Source organism: Corynebacterium jamesii (genome assembly GCF_046097395.1).
Taxonomy (GTDB): domain Bacteria; phylum Actinomycetota; class Actinomycetes; order Mycobacteriales; family Mycobacteriaceae; genus Corynebacterium.
The window spans coordinates 1,777,409-1,791,128 of record NZ_CP175789.1 but is presented as its reverse complement, the minus strand read 5'-3'; the positions used below and the strand labels follow the sequence as shown (position 1 = coordinate 1,791,128).

The window sequence follows — 13,720 nt, the reverse complement described above, 5'->3', positions numbered from 1 at the left end:
AGGCCGGGAAAGGGGAGCGTGGCTAAGAAAAATGTATATAAAAATACCCCCAGGGGAGTGCCTGGGGGTATGGGAGAAAGTGCTGTGAGGTTATTTAGCGGGCGGAGTGCTTCGCCGGATCGATGCGCACGGTGGAGGTGTGAATGCCCTCGCCCCACTTAGCGCGGGCGGCCTTGGCGAAGTGCAGCGGCTGGTTTGGCTTCAGCTTGCCGTCCGGAGCTAGAGCCATCCAGTTGGCGTCTACAGCATCCTTCGTCACCCGCACGACGGTGTAGCCGTGGGAATCAAAGTCCAGGTACTTTACGTGGCGGTTCATGTTGGTGAACGCGTACTCGACGGTGTGGGACAGTGCGTTATCCTCCGGCAGCTTCAGGATGTCGTCGATGTTGGAGGAGGTCACGGAGGTGCAGACGATCTCCACACCAGCGGTGCCGCCGTTCGGGTAGGTGCCCGGAACGGCCGGAATGTCGTTGGCCCAGGAGGAGTGGATGTCGCCGGTCAGCCACACGGTGTTGCGGATCTTGTTATCCATCAGGTACTTGATCACGCGGCGACGCTCGGCAGCGTAGCCGTCCCACTGGTCAAAGTTGTACGGCATGCCCTCTTCCGGCAGTCCCAGCAGCTGGGTGACGGCCTTGGTGGCTTCCGGATCCAACGGCGGGATCAGAACGGGGCTGAACATCACAGAGTTACCGATGAGGTTCCAACGGGCCGAGGAGGTGGACAGCTTCTTAGTTAGCCAGCCAAACTGCTCGGAGCCCAGCATGGTGCGGGACTTGTCGTCGGTCTTGCGGGCAGAGGTAAAGCCCGGCTTCTCATTACGGTAGGTGCGCAGGTCCAACATGTTCAGCTCGACCAGGTTGCCGAAGGACAAATTGCGGTAGATGTGGCCCTTCTCGGACAGCGGGGTGGCGCGGATCGGCAGCCACTCCAGGTAAGCCTGCCAAGCGTTGTCGCGGCGCTCGTGGAAGTTGCCTTCTTTATCCGGCTGGTGGTTCTCGGCGCCGTGAGCCCAGTTATCGTTGGCAACCTCGTGGTCATCCCAGGTGACGATCCACGGGCAGACGGCGTGAGCGGCCTGCAGGTCGGGGTCGGTGTGGTGCAGAGCGTAGCGCTGGCGGTAGTCGGCCAGGGACTTGATCTCGTTAGCGGGCTCGTGCAGGCGGACAGAGCCGGTCTTACCCGTGTACTCACCGCGTGGGTACTCGTAGATGTAGTCGCCGACGTGCAGGGCGTAGTCGATGTCGCCGCGCTTGGCCATATCGCGGTAGGCGCTGAAGTAGCCAGCCTCCCAGTTGGAGCAGCTAAACAGTGCGAAGCGCAGCTCGGAAACGTCTGCGCCCTTGGCGGGAGCGGTGCGCGTCTTGCCGACAGGGGAGGTCTGGCCCTTGCGGGAGCCGTCGGTGGTGGTGAAGCGGTAGAAGTAGCCGGTGTAGGGCTTCAGGCCACGGGCCTCTACCTTCACGGTCATGTCGCGGGAGGGCTCTGCCTTCGCGGTGCCGGAGGTAACGATCTGGGTGAACTTGCTGTCGGCGGCGACTTCCCACTTCACGGTGGTGGTCTCGCCCTTTCCCAGACCCGGGTAGTCGTTCTGGTTAGAGGTCACGCGGGTCCACAGCAGCACACTGTCTGGGTACGGGTCGCCAGAGGCGATACCGTGCTGGAAGGCCTCCTTGCCCATCTTCATGTTGATCGGCTTGTCGGCGGGCTTCGAAGATCCCAGCGGGGCTGCGGAGGCGGTGGAGTTGGCGGCAACGGCGCCGATGCCGGCGGCAGCTGCACCGGCCGCGCTGGTCTGTAGAACCTGGCGACGGGTGATCTGGCCGCGCTGAGACGGGGTGGAATTATTCTGAGGCTTGTTCGTCATAGCCCTAATAAAACCACGTTGAAGTAGGTTTCGCTGAACAAGTGCACCCGCTTAGAGCTACGCGCGCTTGAGTTGCCTGCGCTAGGCCTACTTACGCTTAGCCTTGATCTGCGACTCCACCAAGTCCAGTTCGTTAGACACGGAGCGCAGTACGCGCTTGGTCTGGCCGTTGTTCATGGAACGCGAGTTCTCGATGGCCGTATCCAGGTCGTCCAGACGCTCGGAAATATCCTTGGCGAAGCCTGCTGGTACGCCCTTATCCAGGGACTTACGGATCTTCTTGATGCGCGCCTGCTGCAGGCTGCCATCGGCCGGGAACTCGGCGGTGGCCTTGAGGGCCAGGCCGTTGCGGCGGGCTGCGGAGTCGTTGGAGGCCTCCTGCAGCGCGGTCACGCCCCGGTAGAACAGCGGCAGGGCAAACGGGGCGGCCACACGGGCGGCGCCGGCCACCTTCAGCACATTCTTGGAGTTGAAGCGACCGGCCTTGATCTGCTCCAGCGAGGCCTTTGCCATCTTTTCGTTGTGCTTGCGCTGAGCCTTCAGCTCCTTGGCGTCCATCTTGCGCACCTGCTTGGCCGTCTTGCGCAGGTAGGCCTCCTTGCGCTTCTCCAGCTTAGAGTCGGCCTTTACCTGTGCCTTGGCGCGAACCTTCGCAGCCTTCTCGATGGCCTTCTTTTCCTGACGGCGCTTGCGCATACCGCTGAGCAGTCCCATGTCACTCCGATGCGAATCGATCTGTCTTGATCTGTCTTACTGTTCAACCAGATTACTTAACAAACATCTTCACTGTACTTGCTTCGCCGTACTTCGACACCCCGGGCACCGCCTTATGAGTGTCTGCGTCCCCCGGCTCGCTCAGGGCGCGCCCCGCCCCGCCAGGCAGGCGCACTGCTCGTCCGGCCGACGCGCTAGGCTTAGAAACTATTGTGAGCTTGCTCGAAGATTTCCCGCCGCTCGGCCCTAGCGACCTCGTGGGCTGCCGTCACCGTGCGGCGCTGCGGCGTCATAAGAAAAGGCAGGAACAGGCAACTGCCGCACGCATCCACATTCCGCAGGACCTCGAGACTTACATCGAAGCGATCCACCACAGGGCCAATGCGTCGATCCGGCGCGAAATGGTGCTACGGCACCTGCCGACGAAACCACGGATCGGGGACAAGGTATTTCCCAGCCGGGTGGATATCGACCCGGCGGAGCGCGAGACGACCGTCGAGCAGACGTTGGAGGCCCTGGCCTCGGGCGCGCGCCTGATCACCCGCCCGGTGCTGGCCGAAGGCCCCTTCCGGGTAGAGCTGGATCTGCTGGTTCGCACGGATTTCGGCAAGGGAGTGGACGAGTTTATGCAGTACACGCCTGTCGCGATTTCCTCACATTCCGTGGCGCGCCGGGCGAAGGCTACGCAGTTGGCGGACTGCCGCGTGGCGGACATCGGCGCGTTGGGGTTGGCGGTTCCGGCCCCCATCGACTTTCGTCACCGCGCCGCCGCCGGGGATGCGCAGAAGGTCGCCATCGCTCACGTCATACTTCGGAACTGGGGTTTTGCCGCCAGCAGCGTGGCGCTAATTGGGCGCGCTGGGCCGGGTAAGCCGCGCTGTTTCTTTTTCGACGCCCCCTCCGTCCTCCCCGGCCTCCAGGCCGCGTTGGAAGAACCGATTCCGACCGGGCCACGGCGGGTAAAGGAGTGCCAGACCTGCGAATTCCATAACCATTGCCGAGCTCAGTTGCTGGAGTCGCAAGAGATCAGTCTGCTGCTACCGGGCGATAAAGCCCGCAATTGGCGCGAGGAGGGTATCGAGACCCTGCCGCAGCTGGCGGCCTCCGGCAACGGGGAGCAGCCCCAGCTGGCCCAAGCGTGGATGGACGGACAGGCGGCGTTGCGCAGGCCGCAGGAACGGTGGTTTGAACAGCCGGAACTTTGGGGTGGCAGCGCGCGGGGTGAATCCGGGGAGCTGCGCGACTGGGTGGAGATCGACGTGGACATGGAGGCCCACCCGAACCGTGGCACATTCCTGTGGGGAACTTTCGACGGTTTGCGCTATATCGGCTTTGGAGACTTCAGCCGGGATGGCGACGAGGGCCAGCACGTTGCGGAGTTCTGGCACTGGCTGCAGGCGCGGAAGCGCCACGCACTGGAGGCCGGGAAGAACTTCCAGGTCTGGGTATACGCGGCGCAGGGCGAGAACTACTGGCTGCGCCAAGCCGCCGAGCGCTACGGTGGGCGCCGCTACGAGGTTGCGGGCAGCGCTACGCGGGTGACAATGCCCACGCTGGAGGAAGTAAACGCTTTTATTGCCTCTGAGCACTGGTGTGATTGCTTCGGGCTGGTGAAAAAGGCGCTGGCGCCGACAGACTCGCTGGGGCTTAAGACGGTGGCGCCGCTGGCGGGGTTCGAATTTAGCCAGGCGGGAATCAATGGCAAGGCCGCGGTGGAACTATTCGAACAGGCCATTGGCGGTTCCCGTAGTACGGCGCAGGCCGCCCGGCGTAAGCTGGAGCGCTACAACGCTGATGACTGCGTGGCGACCTCGGCGGTTCGCGCGTGGTTGCGCAGGGGCGCGCCGGGGCTGCGGGAGCTGCGACACTGACTAAGAGACCACCGAGCCACAGCGCGGCACAGCACGGCACAGCGCTGCACAGCACTGCACAGCACTACGGAGCACAGAGAGGTACCAGCATGACGAACTTTTTCGAACGGATCATGGCGCTCAACAGTCAGGGGCCGTACCGGGCCGAGCGCGTCGGCCCCGAAGACGCGCTGCAGGGCGGGCGGACGCCCGTGCTGGAGAATCCGCAGCCAAACGTGGTGCTGGGCACGCCGCTGACCGGTGTGGAGGATAGCTACTGGGCGGAGACGGACGGGCTAGAGCAACCCGCGCAGATCGTTCTGGGCCTGGGCTGCTTCTGGGGTGTGGAGCGCATGTTCTGGGGCGTGGACGGGGTGTGGGGCACCTCGGTGGGATACGCGGGCGGCTACACCCCAAACCCCACCTACCGTGAGGTCTGCACCGGGCGGACCGGCCACGCAGAAGTCGTGCGGATTGTTTTTGACGCCGCCGCGGTGAGCGTAGAGCAGCTGCTGCAGATCGCCTTTGAGAACCACGACCCCACGCAGGGGGATCGGCAGGGCAACGACGTGGGCACGCAATATCGCTCGTGTGTCTACACGCAGGATGCCGAGCAGCTGGAGCGAGTGCGGCGAGCCATCGCCGGCTGGCAACAGCGTTTTACGGACGCGGGCTTCGGGGACATCACCACGGAAACCGCCGAGCTGGCGAACATCGGCGACGGGCAGTATTACCTGGCCGAGGACGAGCACCAGCAGTATCTACACAAGAACCCCGACGGGTACTGCAACCACGGCGCAAATGGCGTGAGTTGCCCCGTCGGGGTGCTGGGGGACTAGCGGGCCAGCGACTGCAGGTCTACTTGGAGAGGTTTTGGTTCGGAATGCGGCCTTCGGGCACTACCTTGCTGCCGTTCCAACGGAAAGTAACGTCCGAGTAGTAGTTGGGGGCCTCCACGTTGGCCCCGCCGGACTCTTGCAGTGCCTCCCAATCGCGCATGCGCACGGTGACGGAGGAATCCGTGTCGGAGAGGATCTCCGTCTGCTGAACCGTGTCGGAGCCAATGCCGATGTACTTGCCCTTGTGGAAGAGCATCAGCTGGGTGGCGAATTGGCTGTTACCCTGCCGTGCCTGGGTGATCAGCGCGTAGCTGAGGTCGTTGCAAGGGTTGTAGTTCGACTGGCCCGTGGGCTTCCAGCCGAACTGGTTTGGCGGCAGCTTGCTGAGGTTGTTCGTGATCTCCGGGGAATTCGGCTGCTCAGAGCAGTCCTTCTCGCCTTCGTCGGAGCCACTCTCAGCATTCTCGCTCTCGCCTTCGGCGGGCTTCGGCGTAGCGGCGTTTTCGGTGTCTGCCTCCGCTGCTGGGTCGCCGCCTTCCTCTGGTGCTTCGCCCTTGTCGGCGGTCTCGCTGTCCGCGGCCTGGGCGCTGGAGGTTGCGGGTGCCGAGGGGGCGCCCTCATTGTTGTCGTCACCGCAGGCGGCGGTGCCCAGCAATAGGCCGGCCATGGCGACTACGGCGCCAAGATGGCGGCTGCGGCGTGTGCCGCGCGTGCTCTGGGGGTTGGGGGAGTGGTTGGAACGGATGGTTCGTGCGTGAGCCTTCATTGTTCTTCTCCAATCTCAGGTGGGTGTGTAGATGACTTGCGGGCCAGCCGTGTAAACCCAGTCGAGCGCGTGAGCTGAGTGAGTACTCATTTAAGGGATCGTGCGCCTAGCCCGGAACGTTTCTAGGTATGCAAAAAGCCCTGTATCAAATAGCCGGAAAATCTCCGGCGGATACAGGGCTAACTCTATTTAGTTTTCAGCGCTAGAAGGCGCTTTTGAAGGCGCCTCTTTGAGGCGGCTTTACTGCTGGGTTACTTCTTGGCAGCCTCGTAGCGGTTGGCAACCTCTTCCCAGTTGAAGACGTTCCAGACAGCCTTGACGTAGTCTGCCTTAACGTTCTTGTACTGCAGGTAGAAGGCGTGCTCCCACATGTCCAGCAGTAGCAGCGGGGTCAGGTTGATGGACAGGTTGCCCTGCTGGTCGGTCATCTGCTCGACAACCAGGTTGCCAGCGATGTGGTCGTAGCCCAGAACCGCCCAGCCGGAGCCCTGCAGGCCCAGAGCTGCGCCGGAGAAGTGATCCTTGAAAGCCTCGAAGGAACCGAAGTCGCGGTTGATAGCCTCAGCCAGCTCGCCGGTCGGCTCGCCGCCACCGTTCGGGGAGAGGTTCTTCCAGAACAGGGAGTGGTTGGTGTGGCCACCCAGGTTGAAAGCCAGATCCTTGGACAGTGCGGTAACTACGCCAGCGATGGAGCCATCCTTGCGGGCAGTCTCCAGCTTCTCGAGGGCAGCGTTAGCGCCGTTAACGTAATTCTGGTGGTGCTTGGTGTGGTGCAGCTCCATGATCTCGCCGGAGATGTGGGGCTCCAGAGCGTCGTATGCGTAATCCAGCTCGGGAAGTTCGTACTTAGTCATAGTTTCTAAAATTCCTTTCACACGTCGGGAGTGCTTATGACAACAAGTGTGGCGCGAAAATATGGTTCCTGCAAGGTTTTCTATTAGGAACTTATTAGTTATTGACGCCACGTATCAAAAGTTCAACGGGCAGAAAATCTTGTGGTGAGCGTGTCTGGGCCGAGCGCTATGCTGGCCGTGGGCGTCAATAAAGAACGAAGGCACCTACAGGGCAACCAGAAGGAAGAAGGCCACAGTGACTGCTCCACAACCGCACAATGACACCAACGGCGACACCAACGGCACCACCACGCCACCGACCCCCGGCTCCAAGATCGTGCTCATCGGCGCGGGCGACGTCGGCATCGCCTACGCATACACCCTGGTCAATCAGGGTTTGACCGACCACCTGGCCATCATCGACCTGGACGAGCGCAAGACCTGGGGCCACGTACAGGACCTCAACCACGCAGTGCCGTGGTCGCACCACAACACCCGCGTGACGGTCGGCACCTACGAGGACTGCCGCGATGCCGCAATGGTCTGCATCTGCGCAGGCGCGGCGCAGAAGCCCGGGGAAACCCGCCTGGACCTCGTTGCCAAGAACACCGCAATCTTCAAGACGATCGTTGGCGACGTGATGGAGCACGGCTTCAACGGCATCTTCCTGGTCGCCAGCAACCCGGTGGACATCCTGAGCTACGCGACGTGGAAGTTCTCCGGTTTGGACTCCAGCCGCGTGATCGGCTCCGGCACGATCCTGGATACCGCGCGCTTCCGCTACGCGCTGGGCCGCTACTTCGACCTCGCGCCGACTTCCGTGCACGCCTACGTGATCGGCGAGCACGGGGATACCGAGCTGCCGGTGCTATCCGCCGGTTCGGTGGCAGGCACTTCCATCCACCACCGACTGGAGTTGATCGGCGAAACCGCCGACGAGGACGTCGACGAAATCTTCGTGAAGACCCGCGACGCGGCCTACGAGATTATCCAGGCCAAGGGTTCCACCAGCTTCGGCATCGGCATGGGGCTGGCGCGCATTACCCAGGCGGTGTTCAGCAACCAGGATGTCGTGCTTCCGATCTCTACGCTTTTGCAGGGCGAGTACGGATTCGAGGACATCTACATCGGCACTCCCGCGGTGATTAACCGCCAGGGCGTGCGCCATGCCGTGGAGCTGCAGCTGGATGCCGAAGAAAAGGAGAGGTTCGACCACTCCGCGAACGTGCTGCGTAAGGTGATGGGCGAAGCGGGGCTGATCTAACCGGGGCTGATTTAAGTAAACAATAAGTGAAACTTGGAGGGTGCCCGGCGTGAGCGGATGCCGGTTGCACGCCGGCACACTAAAAATAGAGGGTATGAAAATTGTCGCCCACCGCGGAGCCTCCAAGGAACGCCCAGAACACACCCTGGCAGCCTATGAACTGGCCGCGCAAAGGGGAGCGGACGGCTTCGAATGCGACATCCGCCTGACTCGCGACGGGGAGCTGGTGTGCCTGCACGATCGCACCATCGATCGCGTGGCGGTGAACAAGCCGGCGAAGTCCAGTGGCGTAGTCAGTGAGATGACGTTGGCCGAACTGCGGGAGCTCAATGTCGGCACTCCTGAAGAGCCCGCGCAGGTGCTTACTCTGCGCGAGCTTCTGACCTTCTTTAACGACGTGAACTCCTCGCGGATCGATGCCAGGCAGGAGCACAGCCAGAGGCCGGACAATGCGGCGGCTGGAGAGGGGGCGTCACTAAAGAAAGACATCTTTATCGAGACCAAGCACCCGAACCGCTACGGCCCCAAGGTCGAGCACGCCCTGCACTACGAACTGCAGCGGGCGCACCTTGCGGAGAGCGCGCACGTGCACCTGATCAGCTTCAGCCCGCAATCGCTGGTGCGCTTCAAGATGATCAACCCGGCAGTCCACCGCATCCTGCTGCGGCGCGAGTACCAGCGCATGCTCAACCCGGGGCTTGAGGCACTGCATGTTGTGGACGCCCACGGCCTGTCGGTCGCACGTGGTCGGATTCGCCCCGACATCATCGGCCGCTTTGGCGATGGAACCTACGTGTGGACCGCCGACAAGGAAGATGAGGTGCGGTGGGCTGCGCGCCAGGGAGTGACCTGGCTGGCGACGAACTACCCCGGGCGGGCACGGATGTGGCGTGACAGTGAACTGGGACTGGACAAGCTGGGGACAGCCAGCGAACCCAGTGCTGCTGCATTTTCCTTGGTGCAGCCAGGTACAATTAACAACCGTGGCTAAGAAGAAAAAGAATCAAGAGAACCTGCCCGAGGGCATGAGCCGCCGCCAGGCGAAGCTCGCTGCCCGCGCCGCGGAACGCGCGAAGCTGCAGAAGGACCCGCGCCCCTTCGATGGTTTCGCCATGGAGGCCGACCTGATCGCCCTGCAGGAATTCGTCCCCTCGGCGCACTTCGTTGCCGACGTGAAGGACGCGGGGCACAAGATCTCCATCGTGACCGTCCTGCCGGGTGCAGTCGCAGCGCTGCGCCGCTCGGAGGAAGACGGCGGCGAGGCCTTCGTTGCCCTACAGACCCAGCGCCGCGGTGACAACCCGAACCGCGACCTGGCGTACGCCCTGAACTGGGTTAAGCAGGCTGAGCCGGGCCAGTCCCTTGAGGTTGGCGTATCCGACGGTACCGAGCCCGCCCTGGCGGACATCCTGAACAAGGACGCAGAGGCGGAGATCACCGTCGCGCAGGACTTCGGCTGGTGGCTGACCGAGGAGAACCGCAATAACCCGCAGATCGCCGCCACCCTACAGCGCGCCAACGAGTCCGTGCTGCCCTCCGAGCGCGTGGCGGCAGACATCAAGGGCGCTGCATGGTGGATCGACCCGTCCGATAAGGCACACATCCGCTGGGTGCGCCAGGAGGGCGAGGAGCAGCTGCTAAACGCCCTGGCGCGCCTGCACGCAGCTGGTGAGCTGCACCTGGGCGAGGGGTCCAAGTTCGCCGGTGTGTTCCGTACCCACGGCATTCTGGTTCCGGTGTGGGACCTGGACCGTAACCGCGAGTCCGCTTCCTGGAAGGAAGGCCTGGAGGCCTTGGATCCGAAGATCGAGGAAGCCCTGGCGAAGGATGCCCCGCTGTCTGCCGACGAGCAGAAGGCCAAGCAGACCATTCAGTCCCGCGAGGTCACCATCCGCTAGCTAACGCAGCTTGGCGAACATCTCTTCCGCGCCGGCATCGTCCCACAGTGCGACGTTGCCGGCGTATGTGTTTTCGTAACCCGCGATCGGCACGGTCTCTTGCTTTGCGCCACCGGCCATAGCCAGCCCCAGCGAGGCGAGGTGCCACACATGGTCGCCCTCGTTTACATGCATGTTTGCGCTCAAAGAATCGGCGACCTTCAGACCCTTAATGGGGTTCAGGAGGGTGCCGGGGGACTTGATCTTCTTCGACAGCCCTGCCAGGAACTTGCGCTGGCGCTCCACTCGGTCCAGATCGCCGCGCGCCGAGGTGTAGCGGGAGCGCACATAACCCAACGCGGTCGGCCCGTCGAGCTCCTGGCAGCCAGCCTGCAGCTTAATGCCCGCCATCGGGTCGTCCAGCGGCTCGTCCAAGCACATCTCCACCCCACCGACGGCATCGACGACATTGGAGAAACCGCCGAAGCCGATCTCTGCGTAGTGGTCCAGGTGGATGCCCGTCGCCTGCTCCACCGTCTGCTGCAGCAGAGCCGGGCCACCGATGGAAAACGCCTGGTTGAGCTTGTTCATACCGTTGCCGGGGATATCCACCCAGCTATCGCGTGGCAGCGAGAGCATGGTTGCATCCCCGCCGAAGCGCGGGATGTGCACGACCATGATCGTATCGGTGCGCCCCACCGAATCGTCTAGCTCGCCAGCCATCAGACGGTCGGCATCTTCCTTACTTAGACCCGCGCGAGAATCCGAGCCCACCAGCAGCCAGTTCGTACCGGAGGTGCTGCCCAGGCGGCCGTCGTAGTCCTGCAGAGCGTCGGTGCGCTGCAGCTTCGTATCGATCCACACGGCAGCGCCGATGCTGAAGGCCAGCACGATGGCCAGCAGCAGTCCTACCGCCTTGAAGAATCCGAAACGCTTGCGCTTCTTGGGGCGCGGGGCGGTGCGGCCGCGGGGGCGCCGCGTACCGCGCGGAGGCTCTCCCTGCCCAGAGCGGCTGGAGCGACCGGAGTAGCTGCCGAATTGTGGGTCGCCGAAGGGTTGGCTCTGTACCGGTTGCTGTGGCTGTCGGGGCACCTGACTGGTGTGCGGTGCCTGGCCCGAGGTCGGTTCGTAGCCCGTGTGACCCGTGTAGCTCTGGCGCCCCTGGTAGCCCTGGGAACCCTGACCCGCATCGCGTGGCGGAAGTGGCTCGGCCCGGCGATACCGCGGGCCTTCCGGCTGGTTCGGGATCTCGCGGCGAGGCGGCTCGTTCGGGATTTCGCGGCGCGACGGCTGGTTGGTGCTTGGGGGAATCGTGCCCCTGCGCACTGGCCGTCCATAGCGATCCAGCAGGGGCTTGCCGTGGCGGTCCCGAGCGATCTCCATCCCGCCGTTGGCGGACGCACTACCCGGGCCACCAGGGCCACCGGAGCCACCGGAGCTGTCCGCACTGCCGTATTTGTCGGCGGGGCGACCGGAACCGAAATTATCGCGAGAATTCATGGGGACAATAGTAACGGGTTACCGGGAGTAGGTTTGCGCTAAAACAGCGCGGCGTAGCCGACAAATGCGACCGTATCGATCAGCCCGTGGCCGATCACCAGGGGCCATATACGCCCGGTTCGCTTGAAATACCACAGATAGACCAGCCCCATGATGATGTTGCCCAGGCCGGCGGAATAGCCCTGGTAGAGGTGGTAACTACCCCGAAGCAACGCGGTGCCGGCAAACACCCACGCCCAGCTGACGCGCAGCTGTCGCAGGCGGGTGCTCAGCCAGGCCACGACCACCAGTTCCTCGGCGAATCCGTTGGCCCAGGAGTTCACGATGAGCAGCGGGACGCGCCACCACGTTTCATCCAACCCGGTCGGCACGACCTGCTTCGAGAGCCCCAGGTGCACCGCCCCGAAATAGAAGGCCAGGCCAGGCAGCCCGATGATCGCGGCCAACCCCGCACCGTGTAGCCAGTCGATCCTCCGTAGTCGCCAGCTGCGTACCAGCGCCGGGGTGGGGAGATGCCGCAACAGCAGGAACATCGCCAGCCCACCCCAGGCAAACAGCACTCCACTAGACACCAGCTGCAGCACCGGATCCAGCCACGGCAGTGGCGACTGGGCGCGGTTGAGCGTAGCGGTCTGCTGGTTCAGAGCCTCTGGGCTGGCGGCGGCCTCGACCAACCGGACGATCGCACGTAGTCCAGCGGTGCCGAAGGTGATGGCCAAAACAAGCAGGATCTCCCACCACAGTGCCGCGCGGTTGCGCGCCGGTGTGGGGTTTGCTCTGCCGTCCGTAGTTGTGTCGGTACTAAAGCTCATGGCCATGCTCGTGACTGTGACTGTGACTGTTGTCGGGCTTCGCACGAAAATCCAGCGCCTCGATATCGCCCGGCACCGCAACGCTGAGGCTATCGGCGGGCAGGCGCGAGGTGGCGTCCATAATAAAGGCAGCAAGGGAGAGTAACGTTGCCGCGCTCACCCGATCGCCTACCGCGCCGAGCATGAGGGCGATCGGCCAGCGGCCCGGCACGCGCTCTGGGGCGATGAGTGGCAGTGTGACGCTGGCCCAGCCCGTGAGGTTCCACAGCGTGCCCCACGGGGTCCAGGCGGTCTGCGCCCAAAAATTATCTACGGGGTTGAGCTGCGAAAATGCGCCGGGAGGCGGCGGAGCGCATGCGAGGGTGGGGGTTGCGATTATGTCGAAATGTGGCCACGCCCGTTGTGGGTCTAACCCGACTATCTGTTTTTCTAATTGTTGACGCCGCCATTTCGGCACCTGACGGCCTTCGTCGCGCAGCCACGCGGTGATGGGCGACAGCGTGCCCGGCAGATCTGCACAGCGGGCGGCGATGAGGTCGCGGAAGAGCTGGAACGTGGCTGGGGGATAGGGGGCAGGTGCCTGGGTGACGGACTCGACAAGCGGGTGCGTGGTGGCCAGCGCGGTCGCGGCGGCGGTGGCGGCAGCGATGTCGGGGGAAACGCGGCTGCGGGTATGGAAAGGCTGGTTCGTGTAGCCAATGCGCAGTGGCTGGCTCGCCGACGGGTGAGACGCGGAGCCACAGGTGCGGCCGGCGCCGAGGTGCAGCGTGCCCGTATCCGGCGCGGGCAGGCCATAGGCGCGGGCAGTCGTGGGCAGATCCGCGGCGATGAAACCCTGCGCGACTGGCGTGAACGTGCCGAACTTGTGATTGTGCGCAGGTTTAAGAGCGGCCACCCCGCAGCAGGCCGCGGGGATGCGTATAGAGCCGCCGCCGTCCGTGGCGTGGGCAATGTTCACCAGACCGCGTGCGACAGCGGTGGCCGCACCACCGGAGGAACCGCCTACCATCATCGCGGAGTTGAGCGGGTTCACGGGGTGGGGCATGCCGACCGGCTCGGTGTAAGCGGTGGTGCCGTACTCTGCGGAGGCAGACGCGCCGACCAGTGTGGCGCCGGCAGCTAGAAGCCGGTGGGCGGTCGTATCGTGATAGTCCGCGACGAAGCTGTGGTGTACCGACCCCATGGTGGTGACTTCCCCGGCTACCTGCTGCAGGTCCTTTATCAGCACTTCCTCGCCGCTTAAGGGAAGATCTGGGTGGCCGCGCAGAAAGTCGTAACTGTGGGGGTTGTCGTAAACGCGAGCCACGCCCAGCTGCGCGTCGCTTAAACCCGTATCGCGCCGGGCGCGGGAGAGGCGGGCGGCGAAGTTACTGCGCTGGGTGGGCGTGGGGTTCATAA

Annotated in this window: 12 protein-coding genes; 5 read left to right on the top strand and 7 right to left on the bottom strand. The window is 63.6% G+C overall.

What is annotated here, in order from left to right; genetic code table 11:
* Positions 1–94 precede the first annotated feature (94 nt).
* A complete protein-coding gene (locus tag ACKFRT_RS07970) occupies positions 95–1,867 on the bottom strand; it encodes an alkaline phosphatase D family protein (protein WP_408924929.1) in 1,773 nt (590 codons plus the stop codon).
* A gap of 87 nt (positions 1,868–1,954) precedes the next feature.
* Positions 1,955–2,581, bottom strand: a complete 627-nt coding sequence (locus tag ACKFRT_RS07965) for a DUF6474 family protein (protein ID WP_408924928.1) — start codon at positions 2,579–2,581, stop codon at positions 1,955–1,957.
* Positions 2,582–2,982: 401 nt separating this feature from the next.
* On the opposite strand from ACKFRT_RS07965, the gene ACKFRT_RS07960 reads away from it, so the two are divergent.
* Positions 2,983–4,452, top strand: coding sequence for a TM0106 family RecB-like putative nuclease (locus ACKFRT_RS07960; protein ID WP_408926082.1), 1,470 nt, complete (start codon positions 2,983–2,985; stop codon positions 4,450–4,452).
* Positions 4,453–4,541: 89 nt separating this feature from the next.
* Entirely contained in the window at positions 4,542–5,270 is a 729-nt protein-coding gene (gene msrA, locus ACKFRT_RS07955) for a peptide-methionine (S)-S-oxide reductase MsrA (protein ID WP_408924927.1), read from the top strand.
* A gap of 19 nt (positions 5,271–5,289) precedes the next feature.
* On the opposite strand, the gene ACKFRT_RS07950 is transcribed toward msrA, so the two are convergent.
* Together ACKFRT_RS07950 and ACKFRT_RS07945 are read right to left on the bottom strand one after the other, a co-directional pair.
* A complete protein-coding gene (locus ACKFRT_RS07950) occupies positions 5,290–6,036 on the bottom strand; it encodes an LppP/LprE family lipoprotein (RefSeq protein WP_408924926.1) in 747 nt (248 codons plus the stop codon).
* 251 nt (positions 6,037–6,287) lie between these two features.
* Positions 6,288–6,890 (bottom strand): superoxide dismutase, encoded by a 603-nt coding sequence (locus ACKFRT_RS07945; RefSeq protein ID WP_408924925.1) that lies wholly within the window; start codon positions 6,888–6,890, stop codon positions 6,288–6,290.
* A gap of 313 nt (positions 6,891–7,203) precedes the next feature.
* On the opposite strand from ACKFRT_RS07945, the gene ACKFRT_RS07940 reads away from it, so the two are divergent.
* From ACKFRT_RS07940 to ACKFRT_RS07930, 3 genes are all read left to right on the top strand, one after another.
* Positions 7,204–8,133 carry an L-lactate dehydrogenase gene (locus tag ACKFRT_RS07940; protein WP_408926081.1) on the top strand — a complete coding sequence of 310 codons (930 nt, stop codon included), beginning with the start codon at positions 7,204–7,206 and terminating at the stop codon, positions 8,131–8,133.
* A 94-nt stretch (positions 8,134–8,227) separates the two neighbouring features.
* The gene (locus ACKFRT_RS07935; RefSeq protein ID WP_408924924.1) at positions 8,228–9,124 is read left to right on the top strand and encodes a glycerophosphodiester phosphodiesterase; all 897 of its coding nucleotides are present in this window, start codon (positions 8,228–8,230) and stop codon (positions 9,122–9,124) included.
* Between the two features lie 34 nt (positions 9,125–9,158).
* Positions 9,159–10,031 (top strand): DUF5926 family protein, encoded by an 873-nt coding sequence (locus ACKFRT_RS07930; RefSeq protein ID WP_408926080.1) that lies wholly within the window; start codon positions 9,159–9,161, stop codon positions 10,029–10,031.
* Here the strand turns inward: ACKFRT_RS07930 and ACKFRT_RS07925 are convergent, their stop codons facing one another.
* Genes ACKFRT_RS07925 through ACKFRT_RS07915 form a run of 3 tightly spaced genes read right to left on the bottom strand, consistent with a single transcriptional unit; the run spans position 10,032 to position 13,718 of the window.
* Entirely contained in the window at positions 10,032–11,510 is a 1,479-nt protein-coding gene (locus tag ACKFRT_RS07925; protein WP_408924923.1) for an LCP family protein, read from the bottom strand.
* Between the two features lie 38 nt (positions 11,511–11,548).
* On the bottom strand, positions 11,549–12,322 hold the full coding sequence (locus ACKFRT_RS07920; protein WP_408926079.1) for a CPBP family intramembrane glutamic endopeptidase: 774 nt from the start codon (positions 12,320–12,322) through the stop codon (positions 11,549–11,551).
* Positions 12,312–13,718, bottom strand: a complete 1,407-nt coding sequence (locus ACKFRT_RS07915) for an amidase family protein (RefSeq protein ID WP_408924922.1) — start codon at positions 13,716–13,718, stop codon at positions 12,312–12,314. Before ACKFRT_RS07915 ends, ACKFRT_RS07920 begins: the two co-directional genes overlap by 11 nt.
* Positions 13,719–13,720 lie beyond the last annotated feature (2 nt).

Coding starts and splice junctions, on each gene's coding strand:
- ACKFRT_RS07920 (WP_408926079.1), bottom strand. CDS start 12,322: ATGAGCTTTAGTACCGACACAACTACGGACGGCAGAGCAAACCCCACA.
- ACKFRT_RS07925 (WP_408924923.1), bottom strand. CDS start 11,510: ATGAATTCTCGCGATAATTTCGGTTCCGGTCGCCCCGCCGACAAATAC.
- ACKFRT_RS07945 (WP_408924925.1), bottom strand. CDS start 6,890: ATGACTAAGTACGAACTTCCCGAGCTGGATTACGCATACGACGCTCTG.
- ACKFRT_RS07970 (WP_408924929.1), bottom strand. CDS start 1,867: ATGACGAACAAGCCTCAGAATAATTCCACCCCGTCTCAGCGCGGCCAG.
- ACKFRT_RS07960 (WP_408926082.1), top strand. CDS start 2,983: ATGGTGCTACGGCACCTGCCGACGAAACCACGGATCGGGGACAAGGTA.
- ACKFRT_RS07965 (WP_408924928.1), bottom strand. CDS start 2,581: ATGGGACTGCTCAGCGGTATGCGCAAGCGCCGTCAGGAAAAGAAGGCC.
- ACKFRT_RS07950 (WP_408924926.1), bottom strand. CDS start 6,036: ATGAAGGCTCACGCACGAACCATCCGTTCCAACCACTCCCCCAACCCC.
- msrA (WP_408924927.1), top strand. CDS start 4,542: ATGACGAACTTTTTCGAACGGATCATGGCGCTCAACAGTCAGGGGCCG.
- ACKFRT_RS07915 (WP_408924922.1), bottom strand. CDS start 13,718: ATGAACCCCACGCCCACCCAGCGCAGTAACTTCGCCGCCCGCCTCTCC.
- ACKFRT_RS07935 (WP_408924924.1), top strand. CDS start 8,228: ATGAAAATTGTCGCCCACCGCGGAGCCTCCAAGGAACGCCCAGAACAC.
- ACKFRT_RS07930 (WP_408926080.1), top strand. CDS start 9,159: ATGAGCCGCCGCCAGGCGAAGCTCGCTGCCCGCGCCGCGGAACGCGCG.